The sequence below is a fragment of the Streptococcus mitis genome, assembly GCF_019929545.1.
Classification (GTDB): domain Bacteria; phylum Bacillota; class Bacilli; order Lactobacillales; family Streptococcaceae; genus Streptococcus; species Streptococcus mitis_BU.
In genome coordinates this window covers 1-22,491 of the sequence record NZ_JAHZPT010000008.1, presented here as the reverse complement: position 1 = coordinate 22,491, position 22,491 = coordinate 1, and the positions used below count along the sequence as shown (strand labels likewise).

General features: G+C 33.5%; 23 protein-coding genes and 3 pseudogenes. 25 read left to right on the top strand and 1 reads right to left on the bottom strand.

Annotation, left to right across the window (positions count from 1 at the left end; all coding sequences use genetic code 11):
- The first annotated feature begins 4 nt into the window (after positions 1-4).
- The 8 genes and pseudogenes from K1I71_RS03980 (at position 5) to K1I71_RS03945 (ending at position 10,750) form a co-directional block, all read left to right on the top strand.
- Complete coding sequence (locus K1I71_RS03980) at positions 5-592, top strand: MptD family putative ECF transporter S component (RefSeq protein ID WP_042768183.1); 588 nt, start codon at positions 5-7, stop codon at positions 590-592.
- Positions 589-1,278 (top strand): energy-coupling factor transporter transmembrane component T, encoded by a 690-nt coding sequence (locus K1I71_RS03975; protein ID WP_162837406.1) that lies wholly within the window; start codon positions 589-591, stop codon positions 1,276-1,278. The genes K1I71_RS03980 and K1I71_RS03975 overlap by 4 nt, the downstream gene beginning before the upstream one ends.
- Entirely contained in the window at positions 1,272-2,642 is a 1,371-nt protein-coding gene (locus K1I71_RS03970; RefSeq protein ID WP_048773348.1) for an ABC transporter ATP-binding protein, read from the top strand. The genes K1I71_RS03975 and K1I71_RS03970 overlap by 7 nt, the downstream gene beginning before the upstream one ends.
- 247 nt (positions 2,643-2,889) lie before the next feature.
- A pseudogene (locus K1I71_RS03965) lies at positions 2,890-3,159 on the top strand (phage tail tip lysozyme); the annotation flags it as partial.
- Between the two features lie 245 nt (positions 3,160-3,404).
- Positions 3,405-3,815 (top strand): thrombospondin type 3 repeat-containing protein, encoded by a 411-nt coding sequence (locus K1I71_RS03960; RefSeq protein ID WP_223330271.1) that lies wholly within the window; start codon positions 3,405-3,407, stop codon positions 3,813-3,815.
- 47 nt (positions 3,816-3,862) lie between these two features.
- Positions 3,863-10,081, top strand: a pseudogene (locus K1I71_RS03955) (DEAD/DEAH box helicase family protein).
- A 74-nt stretch (positions 10,082-10,155) separates the two neighbouring features.
- Positions 10,156-10,440 carry a DUF5962 family protein gene (locus K1I71_RS03950; protein WP_000969636.1) on the top strand — a complete coding sequence of 95 codons (285 nt, stop codon included), beginning with the start codon at positions 10,156-10,158 and terminating at the stop codon, positions 10,438-10,440.
- 13 nt (positions 10,441-10,453) lie between these two features.
- Positions 10,454-10,750 carry a DUF5966 family protein gene (locus tag K1I71_RS03945; RefSeq protein WP_000998893.1) on the top strand — a complete coding sequence of 99 codons (297 nt, stop codon included), beginning with the start codon at positions 10,454-10,456 and terminating at the stop codon, positions 10,748-10,750.
- A 13-nt stretch (positions 10,751-10,763) separates the two neighbouring features.
- Here K1I71_RS03945 and K1I71_RS03940 read toward each other — a convergent pair whose 3' ends face one another.
- Entirely contained in the window at positions 10,764-10,961 is a 198-nt protein-coding gene (locus K1I71_RS03940; protein ID WP_001841477.1) for a hypothetical protein, read from the bottom strand.
- Between the two features lie 159 nt (positions 10,962-11,120).
- On the opposite strand from K1I71_RS03940, the gene K1I71_RS03935 reads away from it, so the two are divergent.
- The 17 genes and pseudogenes from K1I71_RS03935 to K1I71_RS03855 form a co-directional block, all read left to right on the top strand.
- A complete protein-coding gene (locus tag K1I71_RS03935; RefSeq protein ID WP_000933084.1) occupies positions 11,121-11,762 on the top strand; it encodes a hypothetical protein in 642 nt (213 codons plus the stop codon).
- A 9-nt stretch (positions 11,763-11,771) separates the two neighbouring features.
- Complete coding sequence (locus tag K1I71_RS03930; protein WP_048773356.1) at positions 11,772-12,857, top strand: toprim domain-containing protein; 1,086 nt, start codon at positions 11,772-11,774, stop codon at positions 12,855-12,857.
- Positions 12,858-12,907: 50 nt separating this feature from the next.
- The gene (locus K1I71_RS03925) at positions 12,908-13,141 is read left to right on the top strand and encodes a DUF5965 family protein (RefSeq protein WP_000152422.1); all 234 of its coding nucleotides are present in this window, start codon (positions 12,908-12,910) and stop codon (positions 13,139-13,141) included.
- Positions 13,138-13,521 (top strand): DUF5945 family protein, encoded by a 384-nt coding sequence (locus tag K1I71_RS03920; protein WP_002933294.1) that lies wholly within the window; start codon positions 13,138-13,140, stop codon positions 13,519-13,521. The genes K1I71_RS03925 and K1I71_RS03920 overlap by 4 nt, the downstream gene beginning before the upstream one ends.
- Positions 13,522-13,558: 37 nt before the next feature.
- A complete protein-coding gene (locus tag K1I71_RS03915; RefSeq protein WP_048773358.1) occupies positions 13,559-13,831 on the top strand; it encodes a hypothetical protein in 273 nt (90 codons plus the stop codon).
- A gap of 52 nt (positions 13,832-13,883) precedes the next feature.
- Positions 13,884-14,375 carry a type II toxin-antitoxin system antitoxin PezA gene (pezA, locus tag K1I71_RS03910; protein ID WP_317628051.1) on the top strand — a complete coding sequence of 164 codons (492 nt, stop codon included), beginning with the start codon at positions 13,884-13,886 and terminating at the stop codon, positions 14,373-14,375.
- Positions 14,375-15,145: a type II toxin-antitoxin system toxin PezT gene (gene pezT / locus K1I71_RS03905; RefSeq protein ID WP_223330269.1), complete on the top strand. Its 771-nt coding sequence runs from the start codon at positions 14,375-14,377 to the stop codon at positions 15,143-15,145. Before pezA ends, pezT begins: the two co-directional genes overlap by 1 nt.
- 254 nt (positions 15,146-15,399) lie before the next feature.
- Positions 15,400-16,083, top strand: a complete 684-nt coding sequence (locus tag K1I71_RS03900) for a LexA family transcriptional regulator (protein ID WP_048773364.1) — start codon at positions 15,400-15,402, stop codon at positions 16,081-16,083.
- Between the two features lie 2 nt (positions 16,084-16,085).
- Positions 16,086-17,501: a Y-family DNA polymerase gene (locus tag K1I71_RS03895; protein WP_125353086.1), complete on the top strand. Its 1,416-nt coding sequence runs from the start codon at positions 16,086-16,088 to the stop codon at positions 17,499-17,501.
- On the top strand, positions 17,498-17,863 hold the full coding sequence (locus K1I71_RS03890; protein ID WP_048773369.1) for a hypothetical protein: 366 nt from the start codon (positions 17,498-17,500) through the stop codon (positions 17,861-17,863). The genes K1I71_RS03895 and K1I71_RS03890 overlap by 4 nt, the downstream gene beginning before the upstream one ends.
- A complete protein-coding gene (locus K1I71_RS03885) occupies positions 17,853-18,143 on the top strand; it encodes a DUF5960 family protein (protein WP_001080187.1) in 291 nt (96 codons plus the stop codon). Before K1I71_RS03890 ends, K1I71_RS03885 begins: the two co-directional genes overlap by 11 nt.
- Before the next feature lie 294 nt (positions 18,144-18,437).
- Positions 18,438-18,797, top strand: coding sequence for an SAG1252 family conjugative relaxosome accessory protein (locus K1I71_RS03880; RefSeq protein ID WP_048773372.1), 360 nt, complete (start codon positions 18,438-18,440; stop codon positions 18,795-18,797).
- A gap of 1 nt (position 18,798) precedes the next feature.
- Positions 18,799-19,164: a MobC family plasmid mobilization relaxosome protein gene (locus tag K1I71_RS03875; protein ID WP_048773374.1), complete on the top strand. Its 366-nt coding sequence runs from the start codon at positions 18,799-18,801 to the stop codon at positions 19,162-19,164.
- A complete protein-coding gene (locus tag K1I71_RS03870; protein WP_125353084.1) occupies positions 19,151-20,980 on the top strand; it encodes an SAG1250 family conjugative relaxase in 1,830 nt (609 codons plus the stop codon). The genes K1I71_RS03875 and K1I71_RS03870 overlap by 14 nt, the downstream gene beginning before the upstream one ends.
- Before the next feature lie 103 nt (positions 20,981-21,083).
- Positions 21,084-21,311, top strand: coding sequence for a helix-turn-helix domain-containing protein (locus tag K1I71_RS03865; RefSeq protein WP_020998542.1), 228 nt, complete (start codon positions 21,084-21,086; stop codon positions 21,309-21,311).
- 269 nt (positions 21,312-21,580) lie between these two features.
- On the top strand, positions 21,581-21,850 hold the full coding sequence (locus K1I71_RS03860; RefSeq protein ID WP_000450956.1) for a DUF3173 family protein: 270 nt from the start codon (positions 21,581-21,583) through the stop codon (positions 21,848-21,850).
- Positions 21,822-22,415: pseudogene (locus tag K1I71_RS03855) on the top strand (tyrosine-type recombinase/integrase); the annotation flags it as partial. The gene K1I71_RS03860 and the pseudogene K1I71_RS03855, both read left to right, overlap by 29 nt.
- Positions 22,416-22,491: the final 76 nt, after the last annotated feature.

Here is a 22,491-nt window from a genome sequence, read left to right as displayed (position 1 = left end):
AAATATAAAAATGGAAAAATTAAGAATTAAAGATTTAGTTACGATAGGTGTATTTACAGTAATATATTTTGTACTTATGTTTGCTTCGGGAATGATTGGTATTGTACCGATTTTATACTTGGCATACCCTACACTGGCAGGCATTATAACAGGAATAGTTATAATGCTCTTTATGGCAAAAGTTCAAAAATCATGGGGATTATTTATACTTGGGTTGATTTGTAGTCTTTTAGCAATTGCAATGGGAAATACATATGTAATATTGATACATGCTGTAATCAGTATGGCAATTGCGGAACTTTTAAGAAAAAAAGGAGAATATAAATCATTTAAATTTAATATGCTCTCATTTGTCGTATTCAACACTTGGATTTGTGGTTTCCTTATGCAAGTTTTGTTGGCTAAAGACAAGGTTATTAAACTGGCGGAAACAGGCGGTATGGGTCACGATTATATAATGAAGCTCATAGCACTTTTGAATTATCGAAGTATGGTATTAGTATATATCGGTGCTGTTGTCGGCGGGATACTCGGCGCATATATCGGTAAAGTCTTTTTGAAAAAGCATTTCGAAAAAGCTGGTATTGTATAATGCTCGTTTCTTTAGACAATCCATATAATCCCAATCCAATTAGTAAAATTTTAGTAAGTTTTTCACTTGGATTTGCTGTATTTTATAAAGTAAATACCTATTTTGAATGGGGAATTGTGCTTCTTATTTCATTTCTTTTTTTAATGAATGGATTTAAGAAAGAAGCCTTAAAAAACATATCATTTTTTGGGGTTCTTTCTTTGATACCTAATCTTGATGTAATTAGAAATATGAATGCGATTTTAATGATGTTTTTTATGCTATTTGCTGTATGTAAGATGTTTTATCTTCCATTTAGTGCGGGAAGTTTTTTTTTAAAAACATCGGATGTAGGAAGTGTAATATCCTCAATGGATAAAATGAATTTACCTCGTACTGTTTCTATACCAATTGCTGTAATGTTTAGGTTTTTTCCTTCATTTAGGGAAGAAAGTCACAATATAAAACTTGCTATGAAAATAAGGGGTATTACATTTAAAAATCCAATTTCATACATCGAGTATGTAATTGTGCCTTTACTTGTTATGTCTTCTAATATTTCTGATGATATTGCAAAGGCAGCAGAAACAAAATGTATTGAAAATCCTGTTAAAAAAACTAGGTACATATCCGTCAAAACGAAAACAGTTGATTTTGTTTATGTGCTTTCAATACTGATTATGGTTATAGGAGGAGCTTTATGGTAGAAATTGAAAATTTATCTCTATCTTATGGAAATTCTCCTAAAGTGTTAAAAAACATTTCTTTAGATGTAAAAAAAGGCGAATGTGTATTATTTACTGGGAAAAGTGGTAGCGGAAAATCTTCAATTATAAATTCTATCAATGGGTTAGCTGTACGATATGATGGAGCTTCTATGGGTGGAACCATCAGGATTGATAATAAAGATATTAAAAACCTCGAATTATACGAAATATCGCTCTTAGTATCAAATGTATTTCAAAATCCAAAGACACACTTTTTCAATATAAATACTACTCTTGAATTACTTCTCTATTTGGAGAATATAGGACTTTCAAAAAAACAAATGGATGAAAGACTAAATGATATGTTGGATTTGTTTCCGATAGAACATCTTTTAAATAGAGATATTTTTAAGCTTTCGGGTGGAGAAAAGCAGATTTTATGTATTGCTGCAAGTTATATATCTGGAACGGAAATCATTGTTTTAGATGAGCCTTCATCAAATCTTGATGAAGAAAACATTTTAATCATAAAAGAAATGCTTATAAAACTTAAAGATAAGGGGAAAACTCTTATAATCTCAGAACATAGAATATTTTATCTAATGGATATTGTAGATAGAGTTTTTTTGATTAAAGATGGGGAAATACAAAAGGAATATACTCAAATAGATTTTATGAAAATACCGTCTGAAAAGCTAAAGAAGTTAGGTTTAAGAAATAAGAATAGAGTAAAACTTACAGTACCCGAAAATGAAAATAAGGGAAATTTAGAAGTAAAAAACATTGAATTTAAGTTTAATGGCATAGATAAAAAATTGCATTTAAAAGACCTCTCTTTTGAAATGGGAAAAATTTACGGCATAGTAGGAACAAACGGACTTGGTAAATCCACTTTGCTCAGATGCCTTATAGGCTTAGAAAGAAAATCGAAGGATGAAATCTATTTGGACGGCAAAAGACTTTCAAAATCAGATAGGCTAAAAATATCATCCCTTGTAATGCAGGATGTTAATCATCAGCTTTTTACCGATTCTATTGCAAGTGAAGTAGGTCTTGGAATAAAAAATATTGAAAGTAGTTATGTTGAAAATATTCTGAAAAAACTTGATTTATATGAATCAAAAGATCGTCATCCAATGAGCTTGTCAGGTGGACAAAAGCAAAGGGTAGCAATTGCATCTGTACTATGTAAAAAATCTAAACTTATGTTTTTTGATGAGCCTACTAGTGGAATGGATTATTGCAATATGATGAACATATCCCATCTGATCAACGAATGTAAAAGCGATAAGAAAATAATATTCATTGTTTCACATGACCAAGAATTTTTAAATTCGATAGCTGACAATGTTATATATTTGTAAATATCCATAGTGATACTCATATTTGAAAAATCAAAATAAAGGAGATTTAAAGATGTAAGGAGATAAAAATATGAAATATCATGACATGATAATAGAAAATATAAGTGTATGTGAATTTCTTTTATCGTGTGAAAGTAAGATATTTTGTTTAGGAAAATTTTTATGCGTTATTAAATAATATAATAGAAAAAGAATACATTTCTAAAAGAGGACTTTTTACGCCAAAGTGTAGAAGTCCTCCTTTTTTATTATCACTAACGGAAAAGGAGAGAATGGGAGTCGTTTAACCTTATATTCCATTCATAATGGCCGTGCGATTGAGGGGACAAGAGTTCTAACGGGTGATGTTATCGGTGAAACACCAGATAATACAGGTTTGAAAGTTTCTTATCAAAAGTATAAGAACAAGAAAGAAAAATTGGTGTATGTCAATCTTCAATTTTATTTCCCAAAAGTCATTCAACTTCAGACTACTATTTTACCAGCAATTAGTCAGTTTGGTGGGGATGAGTTTGAATGAGCAAAACATATTTATGAGTTTTTGAAATCTCAAGGGCCAAGCGGTGGTAGACACCAGAATAAACCGACTGACTAGGTGGCTTACAGGTTCTGTAAGTCGTCTTTTTTACTTTAATAGTAATGTTTTACATTTTAAGGAGAACGCAGTTTTGGCTCGTTCTCTTTTTTTGTTGTGATACTTCTTTCAAGGAATATTTGATAGGATTGGAGTGAAAAAAGATTAACTAGGAAAGAAGGAAGTATATGGAAGCCATTTATCAACGTGATTCGGATCAAGATGGACTAACTGATGCTCAAGAATTGACGCTAGGAACCAATCCTCTTAGCGCAGATTCTGATGGTGATGGTCGTTCAGATTTAGTAGAAGTAGAAGAAGGAACCAATCCCTTAGAAAAGGATTTACAAGACATGGGCCAAACAAGTATAACTGAACCGTCTTCAGTATTTATGGAAATGAAACAAAAGATTTCAGATATGATGGAGAGTCACTACAAGGAATTTATACAGGCTCTGATTAGTATTGAAACAGGGATTGAAAACCAACAAGACCTAGAAGACTTATATACTTACTACATGAGAACAGATGCCGTTTCTCTTTTGTCTAGTGATTTAGAAAGCAGTCCTCAAGAGGTTGAAATGGAGATAGAGTTGTAGGGGAATCATGTGATTCTCCTATTTTCGTATAGATGAAAGGAGCGAGTATGGAAGTAATGCAATTATTGGCTATGTTTCGTGGAACAATTCCAAAAGATAGGGAGAAAATGGGCCTATTTCTTCGTTATCAAGCGCAACATTTTGATGAGAAATGGCAAGACTTGGTAGAGAGTTTTTTGGCTGAAGAGGGCAAGATAAAAGAGATACCTCATGTCTATTCATTTCATCAAGATATTATTTCTTTCCTAGAGGCCAGTTCTGAAAATAATGACCAAGATCTAGAAAGTTACACAAGAAATTTTGGACAAGCAGGTCTAGATAAATTATCTCAATTAAGCAATTGGGAGAAAAACTTGGTGCTAGAAGTCGCAACCTATAACCTTTCCACTCGATTTCACATCCAATCTGGAAAAGAGAAGTTAGAACCATTAAGTGAGCTTGTATTTCATCAAAATCAGGATGTCAATTTAGTCAATGTCTATCGGGTTGCGAATAATCTATCTGACCGTATTAGTAGAGATATAGAGGAATTTCTTCTAATGGTTGACTCAAAAGAGCTTAAAAAAGAAGTTATTGAGATTCATTTTGAAGAAAAAGAGGGAGATGTTCTAGCTTATTTGGGTTCAGAATTGATGGCTACTTTAGATACCGTGACGGATCTTGTCCATCATGAAGAAAACTACACACAACTCCCACTGACACAAAAGCTGAAGATTATTACTCATTTTGATGAAGTAAAGGCTATAAGAAAAAAGTCTAATCAAGTAGAGGAATCTTTGTCTCCTTCAAGTGATGTTGAACAGGAAACGGAAGAAACGAACTCTTTTTCTAATGTCGATAAAATTGTAGAAGAAGCTTTGAGGAAATATCCAATCGGTTCACAAGTAAGTTATAAAGGACAAGTATTTCAGTTGGTTTCGATTGAAAATGCACAGTTAAATAACTTAGTTCGCCTAGAGCTATTCAATGATTCCAACCAGTTATTTGAAGAAAGTCCTATCTTATACTTGAACAGTTTAGAAGAGATTGAACAAGTATTGTCTATCGTAGAACTTGAAAAAGAAGATTCAGAGATTGAGATTGATTCATCAAGTGAAAATCAGGAAATAGATTTGTTTTCCTACCTGGAAGAAGAAAAGGAAAAAGATAAGGAAACAGAATCAACACCACTTATTTCAAGTGTAGAAGAGTTGGATATTCCTGTTCAAGATTTTGTTTTTCCAGATGATTTAGAGGACTTTTATCCTAAGACAAATCGAGAAAAAATTGAAACGAATATCGCCGCAATTGAACTTGTTAAAAGATTAGAAAAAGAGAGACGACAAGCAAATCCAGAAGAACAAGAACTACTAGCCAAGTATGTCGGATGGGGTGGCCTTGCCAATGAATTTTTTGATGAACTCAATCCAAAGTATGAAACAGAACGTTTAACTCTTAAGAGTTTAGTAAGTAAATCAGAATACTCCACTATGAAACAAAGTTCTCTCACAGCCTATTATACAGACCCAATGATTATTCGCCAGATTTGGCAAAAGTTACTGGATGATGGTTTTGAGGGAGGAAGGATATTAGATCCTTCTATGGGAACTGGGAACTTCTTTGCGGCTATGCCTAGAAGTATACGAGATAAATCAGAACTCTATGGGGTTGAATTAGACAGTGTGACAGGCGCAATCGCAAAACAACTCCACCCCAATACCCATATTGAAGTGCGAGGATTTGAAGAAGTTCCCTATCAAAATAATAGTTTTGATTTAGTCTTAACGAATGTTCCTTTTGGAAATTTTCGCATTGCCGATAAAAACTATGATAAACCTTATATGATTCACGACTACTTTGTCAAACACTCACTTGATTTAGTAAGAGACGGAGGACAAGTGTCGATTATCTCATCTATTGGCACAATGGATAAGCGGACAGATAATGTCTTACAAGAGATTAAATCCAACACTCATTTTTTAGGGGGAGTTCGGTTGCCAGATACGGCTTTTAAAAAGATTGCAGGTACCCGAGTGACTACAGATCTCCTCTTCTTTCAAAAGGACCAAGCAAAGAATCTTAATGAAGAGGAACTTGTTTTTAATGGTTCTATTCCCTTTGAGGAGGATAAGCGTGTCTGGATCAATCCATATTTTGATGGGAAATACAATACACAAGTTTTGGGTGAATATGAGGTACGTAATTTTAATGGAGGTACTCTCAATGTTAAGGGGGTATCAGAAACATTAGCTACTGACATAATGAAAGCATTAGAGAATGTGGAAGCACTTAAACAAATTGACAATTCTTTGAAAGCACCTGTTTTTATCCAAGAAGAAGTGGATAATTCTATCCCAAGTCGTATACGTGAGGACTTAGCGCTCTATTCTTTTGGATACGAGGGAAATCAAATTTATTACCGAGATACGCATGGCATTCGGAACAGTTCAAAAGTAGACGAAATTAGTTATTATGTAGATGAGAATGGAGATTTTAAAGCTTGGGACAGTTCTTTGTCTGAACATAAAATAGATCGATTTGTGCAACTTCATTTGACAGATGAGGAAGCACTAGATGTTTACAAGTCAGAAGAAGCGAGTAAAAGAGGGAAATATAAGGGACTGTTCAAAAAAACTGTCTTTTATGAAAGTCCCTTATCGGATAAGGATATTGGTCGCATTAAGGGCATGGTTGATTTGAGAGAGACCTATCAATCCTTAATTGAAATTCAACGTCATCAAGATTATAGTCGGACAGATTTTCAGGTATTACTTAGTAAACTCAATCGTGACTATGACCGCTTTGTAAGTCAATTTGGATACTTGAATGCCTCCGTTAATCGGAACTTATTTGATAGTGACGATAAGTATTCTTTACTAGCAAGTTTAGAAGATGAATACATTGATTCTAAAGATCAGAAAGTAAAATATAAAAAATCTTTAGCCTTTGAGAAAGCATTGGTTAGGCCAGAGAGAGTGATTGCAAGAGTTTCAACTGCTCTAGATGCCTTAAACTCTAGTTTATCGGATGGTAGAGGGGTTGATTTAGACTATATGGTATCAATTTATCCCGAACATAGCCAAGCTGCTATTTTAGATGAGTTAGGTGACCAGATTTTAATAGATCCCGAAAGATATTTAAGAGGAGAAAGAAAATATCTTTCTAAGAACCAGTTTTTGTCAGGAGATATTCTCAACAAGATAGAAGTAGTTCAACTATTAGTGGAGGAAAACAACCAAGAATATGATTGGAACCACGCTTTAGATTTGTTAGAATCTGTTCGCCCTCCGCGGATTCATCTGGCAGATATTGAGTTCAAAATAGGGTCACGTTGGATCCCTCAATCCGTTTATGGTAAATTTGCCTTTGAATGTTTTACCAATCGTGAATTTGAATTGTCTTCGCCTGATGTAGAACAAGTCATTGAAGTGAATCCTGTTGATGGGCAGGTTCATTTAAGGACATCATTTGCTTATCGCTATCCAAGTGCCAAAGATAGTAGTCTTGGAGTCAGTGGGTCACGTTATGATACAGGAAGAAAGATTTTTGAGAATTTACTTAATTCGAACCAACCTACTATTACCATGACTATTACGGAAGGAGAAAAGAAAAAGACCATCACAGATTTGGAAAAAACTTCTGTTCTAAGAGCGAAAGAGCAGCATTTACAAGAGCTCTTTCAAGAATTTGTCTCACGGTATCCAGAAGTCCAACAAGTCATTGAGGAAAGCTATAATCGTCTTTATAATCGAACAGTTAGTCGAGAGTATGACGGTAGCCATCTAGTCATTGATGGCTTGGCACAAAACATCAGCCTTCGCCCTCATCAAGAGAATGCCATTCAAAGAATCGTAGAAGAAAAAAGAGCTTTATTAGCTCATGAGGTAGGTTCAGGAAAGACCTTGACCATGCTTGGTGCTGGGTTTAAATTAAAGGAGTTGGGGATGGTTCATAAGCCCTTGTATGTGGTGCCCTCTAGTTTGTCTGCTCAATTTGGCCAAGAGATCATGAAATTTTTCCCTACTAAAAAGGTCTTTGTGACTACTAAGAAAGATTTTGTGAAGGCGAGAAGAAAACAATTTGTGTCACGTATTATTACAGGAGATTACGATGCCATTGTCATTGGGGATTCTCAATTTGAAAAAATCCCTGTCAGTAAAGAAAGACAGATGAACTATATTGAGGATAAACTCAATGAACTACGAGAGATTAAAACACATTCTGAAAACAAGTATACCGTTAAAGAAGCGGAGCAATCAATAAGTGGTCTAGAGAAACAATTGGAAGAACTCCAACGCTTTAATCGTGATAGTTTTATTGATTTTGAGAACTTAGGAATTGATTTTCTCTTTGTGGATGAAGCACATCACTTTAAAAATATTCGTCCAATTACTGGACTTGGGAATGTAGCAGGGATTACTAATACAACTTCTAAGAAGAATGTGGATATGGAGATGAAGGTTCGACAGATTCAGGAAGAACATGATTTTAAAAATATTGTCTTTGCGACAGGAACACCTGTTTCCAATTCTATTAGTGAGTTGTATACTATGATGAACTACATTCAACCGGATATCTTAAAACGCTATCAAGTTGATTATTTTGACTCTTGGGTAGGTGCTTTTGGAGAAATTCAAAACTCTATGGAATTAGCTCCTACAGGGGATAAGTACCAACCTAAGAAACGATTTAAAAAGTTTGTCAATCTACCTGAGTTGATGAAAATCTATAAAGAAACAGCCGACATTCAAACATAAGATATGTTGGATTTACCTGTTCCAGAAGCTCATATTATCCCTATTGAGAGTGAGTTAACTGAAAACCAGAAACTCTATCTAGAAGAATTGGTTATGAGGTCAGATATGGTCAAATGTGGAACAGTTGATCCGAGTCAGGATAACATGTTAAAAATTACGGGTGAGGCACGAAAACTAGCAATTGATATGCGTTTATTGGACTCTAGTTATAGTCTAGCAGATAATCATAAACTGCTTCAGGTAGTGGATAATGTTGAAAGAATTTATCGTGAGGGAATGGAAAATAAGGCTACTCAGATGATTTTTTCAGATATTGGCACACCTAAGAAAAAAGATAATGGCTTTGATGTTTATTCTGAGATTAAGGCTTTATTAGTTGATAGAGGAGTCCCTAGTAAGGAAATTGCCTTTGTACATGATGCCAATAGTGATGAAAAGAAGAATAGTTTGTCTCGAAAGGTCAATGCAGGAGAGGTGCGGATTCTCCTTGCCTCAACTGAAAAAGGAGGAACAGGTTTAAATGTTCAGAGCAAGATGAAAGCAGTTCATCATCTGGATGTACCGTGGAGACCAAGTGACATTCAGCAGCGCAATGGACGGATTATCCGACAGGGAAATGAAAACAAGGAAGTGGATATTTACCACTATATTACCAAAGGTTCGTTTGATAATTATCTATGGGCAACTCAGGAGAACAAACTCCGTTATATTAAGCAAATTATGACTTCTAAGGAGCCGATTCGTGCTGCAGAAGACATTGATGAGCAGACTATGACAGCTTCTGATTTTAAGGCACTAGCAACAGGTAATCCTTATCTCAAATATAAGATGGAACTAGAGAATGATCTAACTCTATTAGAAAATCAAAGACGCGCCTTTCAACGCAGCAAGGATCACTATCGTCATACAATCTCTTACTGTGAAGAAAATATGCCCATTCTTGAGAAACGATTAAGCAAGTATGAAGGCGACATTCAACAGTCTGAAATGTCGAAAGACCAGGCATTTTCTATGACGATAGGCAAGCAAGCTTTTGACCAACGAGCTGAAGCAGGGGAATCCCTACACCGTCTTATCCGTCATAATCAATCTGACAGCAAAGAATTCCGTACCCTGGCAAGTTATCGAGGATTTGACATTAAAATGCTTAGTCTTCCAACAAATCAACCTCTTCCTGAAACCTTCTCTGTTAAGATTGTAGGAGAAAATCAATATTCTGTCAGTTTAGATTTGTATTCTCCTTTGGGGACAATTCAAAGGCTCCAACATACGATTGATCATATTAAAGAGGACCAAGTGAAAACTCAGAACTTATTAGATGAATTAAAGGATAAATGGACTACTGCTGAGGTAGAAATTGAGAAAAATTTTCCAAAGGAAGAGGATTATCAAACTAAAAAGGCCGAATACGATGTACTCGCGCCATTGATTGAAACAGAAACGGATTTAGATATTATAGATCAAGCCTTAAGACAATTCCATGAAAAAGGAAACGAAAAACAGGAACAACTTTCTTTTGAATTGGATTAAAAAATAGATACAAATAGCGGACAAGAAATGAAAAGCGCGGTAGAATAAAGATAGAAAGAAACGAGGTAACGATTATGATGGAAGATACCTATTATCAATTAGAAGAGGCTTTGGTACAGGGATTTCAAACGCCTGAAGAATACCAAGCCTACAAGGAGTTAAAAGAACATTATGAGGAAGTGACGGGGGATTACAGCTTTTCTATACGAGAACTCACTAGCCAATTGGAAATCTCTCTTCAGAATCATCGAGGTGTGGACTTTGAAGAGCATGAAAAAGAGGAGTATTTGGACTTAGTTCAAAAGCTAGAGGAATTTGATTCCTCTCTTGCCACCCATTATCGTCAATTGATTGATTAGGAAGGAGAAAGTCATGAATGATTTACTCCTTATCCCAGTAATTTTTTTAGCAGTAGGAGGAATTCTCATTCTTTTATGGAGACTCTTTCTTATTGCCAGTGGACTTTTCCTTATTGGTTTTATCAGTTTTCTTATTTTCGTGGAGGTCTATGGAATTTATTTGTTCTTTACTGAACCGACTTTATACTTTGATGATATCAGGCAACATGGTTTAACTAGTTTTACGGCTGTGTACCTTTTCATCAATCTGATGTTGGTTCTAGGATTCAGTTGGCGTTTCATAAACTCCAAAACTAAGGAAAGTATGTAAACTTGTTAGATGGTTAAAAAACTTTATCTGAATCTAAATTCGGATAGGGTTTTTTATTTGCCTTGATTCTTTCATATACATCATAGCTAAATTGGAGTAATAATTTATGAAAATCATTATCCTCACTATTATTACTTGTATTTATGGCTTGTTTATGGCGTTCAATATGAGAAAGAGCTCTTCTCAAATTTTCTTCTTTTAATTTGTTCATATTTATATTATAAACTGAAGACAGCTAATTTTGATATTTTTCTCTGAACTGTACGATTTTTCGCCTGAAATGTAGGAATTACCTTTCGTTGTGATGTGATAAAACTTACAAGTTCTTTTTGTTATTCTTGACCTAGTTTTTATAGAAAGAAGGTCTAAGATGTTAAATAAAGTCAAAACTAAAGCCTTAATTAGTGTTGGAGCAGTAGCCGCAACTAGCTTTATTCTCATGATGGGATATACTGCTGGTCAACATTCTACTGCTAAACAAAGTCGCAAAGAAATCGAATTGGCTGCAGCTAAACTTGTAGAGGACAAACAAGCAGAAGATAAAGCCAGCATTTTGTCATCGGATACTGTAAAAGAATTTTTGACTCAGTACTATACGAAAGAAAAACTAGGAGAAAATAATACACGCATTCAACCTTATATGACTGAATCGGCTTATTCTCAAGAATTGACAAGTCAAAACGATGCCATGAACCAAGTGTATAAGGACTATATTTTGGATTATCATTTTGAAAAAGCTGATATCTTTGTCAATCAGACTACGAATCAAGCCATTGCCATGGTCTCTTATAATGTAACCTATGTATCTGATTTAAAGAATGCCAACCAATCAAAGACCAATCAGACAGAAACAAGAACTGTTAAATTGTCCTATTCTAAACTACCTGGTAAGTTATTGGTCAATCAAGTGCAGGTTTGGAAATCTGGGTTAGATGATTTAGATAAGGCCACTCCCAAAACTTTGGAAGAATCCTCATCTGTTCCATCACTGCCAAATACTACGACAAAATGATGATATTGCATGGAAATAGAAGAATGTAAGCAAATTTCAATTCTTGATGTAGCAAGTCGTTTAGGTATCTCCTTTAAACAAGTTTCTAGCAGTGTCTATGAACATCCTGAACACGATTCATTTCGGATTTTTTCAACTACCAATACTTTTAAATGGTTTTCAAGAGATATTCAAGGTGATGTCATTGATTTTGTTCGACTTGTTCAGGGAATTTCCTTTAAAGAAGCTCTATCCTTTCTTTCTGAAGAACCTTTTCAAAAAGAAGCTGTTCAAGAAAAAAGAGAGAGACCATTTTATTATCCTTTAAAGAGAGTAGAAGATTCTAACTGTAGTCTGGCCAGATATTACTTAACAGAATGTAGAGGAATTTCAGACGAAATTATACAAAAGATAATTCAACAAGGTTTGATAGCACAAGCTAGTTGGAAAACAAATGAAACTGTTGAACCTGTTATTGTTTTTAAAAGCTTTGATCATCGTCACAAGCTGCAGGCAGCAAGCTTACAAGGGATTTATAAGAATCCCGCTCTTTCTAGAAAGAGGTTAAAAACGATTCTAAAAGGAAGCCATGGACATATTGGAATATCCTTTGACATTGGTAAACCAAATAGACTGGTCTTTTGTGAATCGTTCATCGACTTGATGAGCTATTACGAACTGCATCAACAAAGTCTATCAGATGTTCGCTTGGTATCTATGGAAGGATTAAAAAGGTCTGTTGTTGCTTATCAAACTTTACGACTGATAGCTGAAGAAAATCAGAAGTTGGAATTTTTGGATACAGTAATACCTTCAAAGTTATTGCCTTTAATCAATACAATTCGTGATACCACCAGCTATTTTGATAATCATCCTGATTTATTGACACTTGCGGTAGATTGTGATGATGCAGGAAAAGATTTTTCTGATAAGTTATCTCAATCAGGATTTCCTGTTTTCCTGGATTTACCTGATAATGAATCTGGGAAAGAAAAAGTAGACTGGAATGATGTCCTTAGAGAAAAGAAATCAGATTTACAATTGATGATCGAGAATGCAAAAGATACATTGAGGAATCAACCAGTAAGACAAACCTCTCAATGTTTAGAATTGTGATAACAAAATCAAGACGTTTTAGCTAATATTAGAATGAAGGAGGATCGTATATGACCATTATTGAACGCTTAGAAGAAAAGGTCACTAGGCAAGAAAGTAAGGTAGCAAGAGAGACAGAAAAACTAGCTGCTTACAAAGAGCAACTGGAGACAGCGATGTTTGCGACGTTCAAAAGACGTCAAAGCATTAGTCACATGAGTTTTGAAGAAGCTCTTGACCATGCCTTCGGTAGAGAAAGACAATTCGATGATTCTGAATTTAGAAAGGATGAAATGAGTGAATGACAAAAGATTGGAATTTTAATCAACCATTAGAAAGTAAATCAGAAAATCAAGAAGATCCAGATAAAATTGCGGCCTTATTTGGTAATCATCAAGGAGGTAATGATGTAAATTATGAAGCAGCTTTTCAAAAGCGTAAACAAGCACCTGTGACGGAATCAAATTCTAGTTCTAAACCCAAAGTTACAGAGGTTAGAACAGGAAAAGAGACAGATATCACTACAAGTTATCAGCAACATCTTAAAAGACTGATTGCGGATAACAATAGCGATATTCAAAGTAGTCAAAAGAAAATTGAAGAGCTACATACGTTGATTGACACAAAGAATAAAGACAATAAGAAATTGCAGTCCATTTACGATGCGATTTCCGAATTACACTAAGCAGTCCTGATAGGCTGCTTTTTTTGAGAGGTTATAGATGTTTACAACATTTTTTAAGAAAAATCAAGACAATAGTGATGTATTTAAGAAGCTAATTCATCGACTATCTGATATGTCTGTCCAAGATCTTGAAAAAATAGACCGACTGCTAGATATCATTTTCACTCCAGAACAAGAATCAGAACAACTAAAAACAGAATCAATTTATAGGGAAGAAACATTGGACGACACATTAAAGGAAGCTAAGAATCAACTTCATAAGGAACAATTGGAGAAGAATTTAGAGAGATTTAGGAAAAATAGTCAATAACGCACCAAATTTGGTGCATTATTCTTTTTTATGCTATAATGGATTTAGAAAAATAAAGGAGTTTGCCATGATTGGAAAGAACATAAAATCCTTACGTAAAACACTTGACTTAACACAACCCGAATTTGCCCGAATTATAGGAATTTCTCGCAATAGCTTGAGTCGTTATGAAAATGGCACTAGTTCAGTCTCTACGGAACTAATAGATATCATCTGCCAGAAGTTTAATGTATCTTATGTCGATATTGTAGGGGAAGATAAAATGCTGAATCCTGTTGAAGATTATGAATTGACTTTAAAAATTGAAATTGTGAAAGAAAGAGGTGCTAATCTACTATCTCGACTCTATCGTTATCAAGATAGTCAGGGAATTAGCATTGATGATGAATCTAATCCTTGGATTTTAATGAGTGATGATCTATCTGACTTGATTCATACGAATATCTATTTAGTAGAAACTTTTGATGAAATAGAGAGATATAGCGGTTATTTGGATGGAATTGAACGTATGTTAGAGATATCTGAAAAACGGATGGTAGCCTAATGGAAATCCAAGATTATACCGATAGTGAATTCAAACATGCTTTAGAGCGGAACATTCGCTCACTGACAAGAGGAAAAAAGTCCAGTAAGCAACCTATAGCGATTTTGCTTGGAGGGCAAAGTGGTGCTGGTAAGACTACAATTCATCGTATTAAACAGAAAGAATTTCAAGGAAATATTGTTATCATAGATGGCGATAGTTTTCGTTCTCAGCATCCACACTATTTAGAACTGCAGCAAGAATATGGCAAAGATAGCGTTGAATACACCAAAGATTTTGCAGGTAAAATGGTAGAGTCTTTAGTAACTGAATTGAGTCATTTGGGATACAATCTTTTGATTGAGGGAACTTTACGAACAATTGATGTTCCAAAGAAAACGGCACAACTCTTGACAAATAAGGGATATGAAGTACAATTAGCCATAATCGCAACAAAGCCTAAGCTGTCCTATCTGAGCACTCTTATTCGATACGAAGAACTGTACGCTATCAATCCAAATCAAGCACGCGCAACTCCAAAAGAACATCATGATTTCATTGTAAATCATCTAGTTGATAATACACGACAATTGGAAGAACTAGCTATCTTTGAAAGAATTCAAATTTACCAACGAGATAGAAGTTGTGTATATGATTCAAAAGAAAATACAACTTCAGCAGCAACCGTTCTTCATGACTTACTATTTGGAGAATGGAATCAAGTAGAGAAGGATATGCTTAAATCAGGAGAAGAAAGATTGAAAGATTTAACTAATCGAAATGGTTTGTAGAGTTAGATTTTTAAAATAAAGTCTATTGGATCGTCAATTAAAAAATAACGATCCTTTTTTATATTCTCTATCTTCTTGTTCTTCATATTTTTTCAAAAGTTTTAGCATTCTTCAGTGATGATTTCCTAACAATATAAGTACGAATTTAGAGTAGTTTATGATTATTTTAAATCTTGGGGATTATTAAACTCTTGATTTTTTCCAGCAGCTATGGTATTCTTTTGTTAGTTAATAAACTTACAAAAGGAGAACAAATGTTTTCACCTATTAAATTAAAAGAAAAAAGAGAAAGTCAGGGGTTATCACAATCTCAACTTGCATCCAGTTTGGGAATCAGTAGAGCTTCATACTTTAATTGGGAATTAGGTAAAACAAAGCCTAATCAAAACAATCTAACCAAATTGAGTCAGATTTTGAATGTTGATCCTCGATATTTTGAATCAGAGTATGAAATAGTTGAAACTTATCTCAAGCTAACTGAAAAGAATCAAAAAGCGACACTTCATTATGCAAAAGAATTATTGAACAATCAAAACTCTAAAGTTGTAGAAGTTTCTGAACGATTTGCTTATAAGGTCTATGAAAAATTATCAGCTGGTACAGGAACAGCTTACTTTGATGATGGTAATTACGATACAGTTTACTTCAATCATCAATTTGATTATGACTTTGCATCATGGGTGTTTGGTAATTCAATGGAACCGACATATGAAAATGGTTCTGTAGCCCTTATTAAGCAAACAGGATTTGATTATGATGGAGCTATCTATGCCATCGATTGGGATGGTCAAACCTATATCAAGAAAGTGTATCGTGAAGAAAATGGACTTCGTTTAGTTTCACTCAATCGAAACTATTCAGATAAGTTTGCGCCTTATGATGAGAATCCTCGTATCATAGGGAAAATTGTTGGAAACTTTATGCCTTTAGAGGACTGAGTATGACTTGGTTTGATTATAGTCTCGAACCTAAAAGCGACATTGCCTTTATTGATATGAAATCTTTTTACGCAAGTGTAGAATGTGTAGATAGAGGCCTGCATCCACTTAAGACTTCACTTTGTGTTATGAGTCGTGCAGATAATTCTGCGGGTTTAATTCTTGCCTCCTCTCCTATGTTTAAGAAGGTATTTGGGAAATCAAATGTTGGACGTTCCTATGATTTACCATTTGATGTAAAGACTAGAAAGTTCTCTTACTATAATGCTAGAAAGCAAGGGTTACCGACAACGATAGACTATGTCCGTTATATAGAAGAGTGGGCAAAATCAACAGTGATTGTTCCTCCGAGAATGGATACTTATATTGCAGTCAATATGGAGATTCAAAAAATCTTTCAAGATTTTGCAGCACCAGACGATATTTATCCCTACTCAATTGATGAAGGTTTTATTGATTTAACAAGTTCATTAAATTATTTTGTGCCTGATAAAAGTATTAGTCGAAAAGATAAGTTAGACATCATCTCAGCTGCTATTCAAAAAAAGATTTGGAGAAAAACAGGAATCTATTCAACGGTTGGTATGTCTAATGCCAATCCCTTATTAGCAAAGTTAGCACTAGATAATGAAGCTAAAAAGACTCCGACAATGAGAGCCAATTGGTCCTATGAAGATGTTGAAAAGAAAGTATGGTCTATCCCTAAAATGACAGATTTCTGGGGAATTGGGAATCGGATGGAGAAGAGATTACATAGTTTAGGTATCTTTTCGATTAAAGAATTAGCTAAGGCTAATCCTGACTTGATTAAAAAAGAGCTTGGTATCATGGGCTTAGAGTTATGGTTTCATGCTAATGGGATTGATGAAAGTAATGTTCATAAACCTTATAAGCCAAAGTCAAAAGGAATAGGGAACTCTCAAGTTTTACCTAGAGATTATGTCAAACAAAGAGATATTGAAATCATACTTCGTGAGATGGCAGAACAAGTTGCAGTTAGATTGAGAAGAGCTGGTAAGAAAGCAACTGTAGTTTCTATACACTTAGGGTATTCTAAAGTGGAACAGAAACGATCTATTCATACTCAAATGAAGATTGAACCAACCAATCAAACAGCACTACTTACAAACTATGTTTTAAAGTTATTTCACACTAAATATACTTCAGGAGCTATCAGAAGTGTTGCAGTGAGCTATTCAGGTTTAGTAGATGAATCATTTGGATTGATTTCATTATTTGATGATGTTGAGAAAATAGAAAAAGAAGAAAGGCTCCAGTCCGCAATTGATGCTATTCGAACAGAATTTGGTTTTACTTCACTATTGAAAGGGAATGCCCTGGATCAAGCTTCTAGAACAATCGCAAGAAGTAAACTCATTGGTGGTCATTCAGCTGGAGGATTAGATGGACTAAAATGATGAATCGTTCTTATTTACCTTTTTTGTCTGCAAGAGAGTATCAAGACCGTGGGATGGCTAAGTGGATGGGATTCTTTTTGTCAGAACATTCCAGTTCTCTTTGGGAAGAAAAAAATAGAGAAGACATCTCCATTTCCCTATCAATGGAAGAGAAAGTTCTATTTGTTCGTCAACTTTATACGAATGTATTCCCAGCAACTTTTGTTTGTAAGCTCTCAAATAGAAGAAAAGTAGTATCGGGTATTGTTAAAGAGATTGGGAGAGAGTCTATATCCATTAAATCAGACTCTGGTTTTCTTCGATTAAGATGGGGAGATATACTCGATATACAGATAGAAGGGGTAGATTTATATGAATCGTAAAGAATTATATGATGATAAATTACAGCTAGATTATTTTTCTGATTCTTATTTAAGGTTTGAGTCAGATTTTTACAAGTATTCTGCTTTAGATATACCATTAACATTTATCACTGATGATATTTTACGCACCATGGCTATGTCTCAGAAACATTATTTTAAATTAAACAAAAGCAAATCTTTAGACAATCGTGATCATTACTTTGTTTTTTCTATCAAGATGAACAAAGATAGTAGTGGGATTAGGCAGTATGAATATCAGAGACATTGTTTTAATTTGTAAGAGTCCGATAGGGCTCTTTTTTCTGTGATAATTTTATCAAAAAGTATTTGTTATACTTTTTTTAATTTAGATTTATCTTGGGGGTTTGGGGGCGTGCCACCACATTTTCATATCGTTTGTTTTTTAAACCGTGAGGTTTGAAATGGCAGGCGATATGATTTTTGGGATATTGTGGACACAATATCTGAGCTCGCAAAGCCTTACAAAAATGTTGAATCTATTTTGAAAAATATACTGACAGTGTCTGTAAGCTTACATTGTCAGTACAGGTATCAATGAGGGAGGAAAAGTCATATGAAAAGAGATATACGTAGTATTCGGAAACAATTTCGCTTAACAGAAACGGAAGAAAAACAAATATTAGATTTAATGAGAGAGAAAGGAGAGGATAATTTTTCTGATTTTCTCCGTAAAAGCTTACTATTGTCTGATGGACAAAAACAGATGGAAAAATGGTTCAACATTTGGAAAAATCAAAAGTTGGAACAAATTAGCCGTGATGTTCATGAAATATTAATAATTGCTAAAATAAATCATCAGGTTACTCAAGAACATGTTTCTATTCTGTTAACTTGTATTCAAGAATTAATTAAAGAGGTAGAAAAAACAAGTCCTCTTAGTGAAGATTTTAGTAACAAATACATGAGGTGGTAGAGTGGAACACCGATATAGAACAAATTTAAAAAAAGTCTTTTTATCTGATCTCGAATTAGTCAAATTAAATGAAAATATCTCAAAAAGTAACTGCTTATCCTTTTCAGAATATGCTAGACGAACTCTATTAGATCCTGGTATGAATTTCATCACCATTGATACGAATAGTTATCAAGATTTAATTTTTGAATTAAAACGAATAGGAAATAATATTAATCAAATCGCCAGAAGCATAAATTATTCGAACTTAATAACGGAAGTTGAATTAGATGAATTGAGAAAAGGTATAGAAGAGTTAATAGTAGAAGTGGAGAAAGATTTTCTTATCCAATCTGAAAAATTGAGGAAATTTTATGGTCGTCACTAAACACTTTGCGATACATGGAAAAAATTATCGTAGTAAACTAATCAAATATATTTTGAATCCAAGTAAAACAAAAAACCTAACACTAGTTTCAGATTTTGGCATGAGAAATTATTTAGATTTTCCTAGTTATAAAGAACTAGTGAAGATGTACAATGATAATTTTTTAAGCAATGATACTCTTTATGAAATTCGTCATGATAGGCAAGAAGCAAATCAAAGAAAAATTCATTCTCATCATATCATTCAGTCCTTTTCTCCAGATGACCATCTTACTCCAGAACAAATCAATCAGATTGGTTATGAGACAGTTAAAGAGTTAACAGGTGGTAGATTTCGATTTATCGTGGCAACTCATGTTGATAAAGATCATATCCACAATCACATCATACTAAATTCAATTGATAAGAATTCTGATAAAAAGTTTCTATGGGATTATAAAGCAGAACGTAATCTAAGAATGGTTTCAGATCGTCTTTCAAAAATTGTAGGCGCAAAAATTATAGAAAATCGTTATTCTCATCATCAGTATGAAGTTTATCGAAAAACAAATTACAAATACGAAATAAAACAACGAGTATATTTTCTAATCGAGAACTCGAAAAATTTTGAAGATTTCAAGAAAAAAGCAAAAGCTTTACATTTAAAAATTGATTTTAGACACAAGCATGTTACTTATTTTATGACTGATTCAAATATGAAACAAGTCGTACGTGATAGTAAATTGAGTAGAAAACAACCTTATAATGAAACTTATTTTAAGAAAAAGTTTGTTCAAAGGGAAATCATAAACATCTTAGAATTTTTACTTCCGAAAATGAAGAATATGAATGAATTGATTCAACGAGCAGAATTTTTGGGCTTAAAAATAATTCCGAAAGCAAAACATGTTCTATTTGAATTTGATGGGATTAAGATTTCAGAGCAGGAATTGGTAAAAACGAATCAGTATAGTGTTAGTTATTTTCAAGACTATTTTAATAACAAAAATGAAACTGTTGTCTTAGATAATAAAAATTTAGTTGAACGTTACAATGAAGAAAAGCTAATTAAAGAAAAAAAGTTGCCGACAGAAGATGGGATATGGAAATCATATCAAGATTTCAAGAGAAATAGGGATGCTGTTCATGAGTTTGAAGTAGAGTTGAATCTTAATCAAGTTGAAGAAGTGGTAGAAGATGGAATTTACATTAAGGTACAGTTTGGAATCCGACAAGAAGGACTTATTTTTGTACCAAATATTCAAATCAATATGGAAGAAGAAAAAGTTAAAGTATTTCTCAGAGAAACTAGTTCTTACTATGTATATCATAAAGATTCAGCAGAAAAAAATCGCTTTATGAAAGGTAAAACTTTGATTAGACAATTTAATCTTCAGTATGAATCGCAGTATATGTATAGAAGAATTCCTCTTAGCAAAATTAAAGAAAAAATAGAACAATTAGATTTTCTTATATCTTCAGAAACTAGTTCGAATACTTATGAAGACATAACAAAAGATTTCATTGACCAAATATCATATCTAGAGAATATGATTCAACAAGTCCAAGATAAAATTGATAATTTGTCTAGTTTAGAGGAAATATTGTTGAATGATATGGAAAATGGTTCAGGAAATTTAGAAGATAATATTAATGTCAAAATATCAGTGGACACAATAGAGAAAGATTTGTTCATTTATAAAGGAAGGCTTGAAAAACTGAAGGAACAACATAGGGAAGCTATAAATTTATTTGAGATGTTTAATCGTACGATAAAGAACTACCAGAAAACAAAAAATACGAAATCTATCAAGGAAAATGAGATACATATAGAGTAAACAATTTCCTAAAAAGTATATCTAGAATAGTTTCATGTTCCAATTTGTCACATATTTAAAAATAAGAAAATAACTATATTATACTTGTTTTAGGAGACATTGGATGTTGAAAAGGATTAGAGATTTACGCGAGGATGATGATTTGACACAAGAATATGTTGCAAAAACAATCTTAAATTGTACAAGATCAGCGTATTCTAAAATGGAATCAGGTACCAGGTTAATCTCTATAGATGACCTTATCAAACTTGCAGATTTTTATAATGTAAGTTTAGATTACCTTGTAGGTCGAGTGGATAATAAAGAAGACTATTACTCTAAAAAGTATTAGGTTAAGAAAGCACATTGACAATTGAATAGTCCAAAATGGTACTTTCCTCATTTGTGGAGCAGTTTTGAATGGCTCGCCATGATAAGAGCGATATTAAAACCATCAATAAAATAGAGCGATACTTTATATGCCATGATACAAATGATATACAATGATACTTCTGACCGTTCAGGCTGCCACCGTAAAAGAGCAGCAAGTGAAATTCTTATGATGACTTCATCAGTCATGCCATGGAGGTGAAAAAATCTAAGAAAGGAAGTAGTAAAATCATGGAAACAGTAAACTATAAAGATTTAGTTGCGATTGGTTTTCCAGAGCACACATCGAGAAATATTATTAGACAAGCAAAAAAAATTGCTGTAAAAAAGTTTGAAGAAGCTAGAAAAAATGATAAGAATGCGGTACAATTAGGTTGTTCACCTTTCGATAATAAAAGGTTAGGCATTGCTCCTAAAAATATTGTAGAAAATTTAATTGGTATTTCTTTTTCAGATATAGAAGGTGAGAAAAATGGTTATATCAAAGACAAAGAAATATAAAGGTGTATACAAAGATTCAAAAGGAAAAATTTACTTTCAAATTGAATTAGGAGTTGATCCAATAACTGGGAAAAGAATTCAAAAGAAAGGAAGGAAAAATCAACAGGGACTACCGTTTAATTCTTTTAAGGAAGCTTATGAAGAGATACTTCGTTTAAAACATGAATTTGTGAACTCTACTATTAATAATAGTTTTCTAACTTTTAGAGAGTTTATGGAAGAGATTTATTTAAAATATTATCAACAAAAAGTTCAATTTGTAACTTATCAGACCGCTTTACCACATCATCAGTTATTTATTAAGCAATTTGGTAGTAAAAAATTATCAGATATTAGTACTATTGACTGTGAAAGATTTCGCTTAGCTATTATAGACAAGTATTCTAGTAACTATGCTAAAAATATGTGGTCTAGATTTAAAGCGTGTCTGGGCTATGCAGAAAGATTGGGTTATATTGATAGAGTTCCTTTTAAAGGATTAGATAATCCTAGAGGAAAGCACCCTGATACAAAATTTTGGACATTTGATGAATTTAAGAAGGTAATAAACTCTTTTGATATTAGTGGGCACCTCTAAAAACTCCACTCTTATCACAAAAGAAAAAATCAACTGTATGTGTCTCATTTAGTTGGCACATTCA

Bases quoted from the DNA above. Each gene is read 5' to 3' on its own strand.
- K1I71_RS03885 (WP_001080187.1), top strand. From the start codon at position 17,853: ATGAATCGTAAAGAATTATATGATGATAAATTACAGCTAGATTATTTT.
- K1I71_RS03865 (WP_020998542.1), top strand. From the start codon at position 21,084: ATGTTGAAAAGGATTAGAGATTTACGCGAGGATGATGATTTGACACAA.
- K1I71_RS03900 (WP_048773364.1), top strand. From the start codon at position 15,400: ATGTTTTCACCTATTAAATTAAAAGAAAAAAGAGAAAGTCAGGGGTTA.
- K1I71_RS03935 (WP_000933084.1), top strand. From the start codon at position 11,121: ATGTTAAATAAAGTCAAAACTAAAGCCTTAATTAGTGTTGGAGCAGTA.
- K1I71_RS03925 (WP_000152422.1), top strand. From the start codon at position 12,908: ATGACCATTATTGAACGCTTAGAAGAAAAGGTCACTAGGCAAGAAAGT.
- K1I71_RS03930 (WP_048773356.1), top strand. From the start codon at position 11,772: ATGGAAATAGAAGAATGTAAGCAAATTTCAATTCTTGATGTAGCAAGT.
- K1I71_RS03960 (WP_223330271.1), top strand. From the start codon at position 3,405: ATGGAAGCCATTTATCAACGTGATTCGGATCAAGATGGACTAACTGAT.
- K1I71_RS03870 (WP_125353084.1), top strand. From the start codon at position 19,151: ATGGTCGTCACTAAACACTTTGCGATACATGGAAAAAATTATCGTAGT.
- K1I71_RS03970 (WP_048773348.1), top strand. From the start codon at position 1,272: ATGGTAGAAATTGAAAATTTATCTCTATCTTATGGAAATTCTCCTAAA.
- pezT (WP_223330269.1), top strand. From the start codon at position 14,375: ATGGAAATCCAAGATTATACCGATAGTGAATTCAAACATGCTTTAGAG.
- K1I71_RS03860 (WP_000450956.1), top strand. From the start codon at position 21,581: ATGGAAACAGTAAACTATAAAGATTTAGTTGCGATTGGTTTTCCAGAG.
- K1I71_RS03890 (WP_048773369.1), top strand. From the start codon at position 17,498: ATGATGAATCGTTCTTATTTACCTTTTTTGTCTGCAAGAGAGTATCAA.
- K1I71_RS03920 (WP_002933294.1), top strand. From the start codon at position 13,138: ATGACAAAAGATTGGAATTTTAATCAACCATTAGAAAGTAAATCAGAA.
- K1I71_RS03895 (WP_125353086.1), top strand. From the start codon at position 16,086: ATGACTTGGTTTGATTATAGTCTCGAACCTAAAAGCGACATTGCCTTT.
- K1I71_RS03880 (WP_048773372.1), top strand. From the start codon at position 18,438: ATGAAAAGAGATATACGTAGTATTCGGAAACAATTTCGCTTAACAGAA.
- K1I71_RS03945 (WP_000998893.1), top strand. From the start codon at position 10,454: ATGAATGATTTACTCCTTATCCCAGTAATTTTTTTAGCAGTAGGAGGA.
- K1I71_RS03940 (WP_001841477.1), bottom strand. From the start codon at position 10,961: ATGAACAAATTAAAAGAAGAAAATTTGAGAAGAGCTCTTTCTCATATT.
- K1I71_RS03950 (WP_000969636.1), top strand. From the start codon at position 10,156: ATGATGGAAGATACCTATTATCAATTAGAAGAGGCTTTGGTACAGGGA.
- K1I71_RS03915 (WP_048773358.1), top strand. From the start codon at position 13,559: ATGTTTACAACATTTTTTAAGAAAAATCAAGACAATAGTGATGTATTT.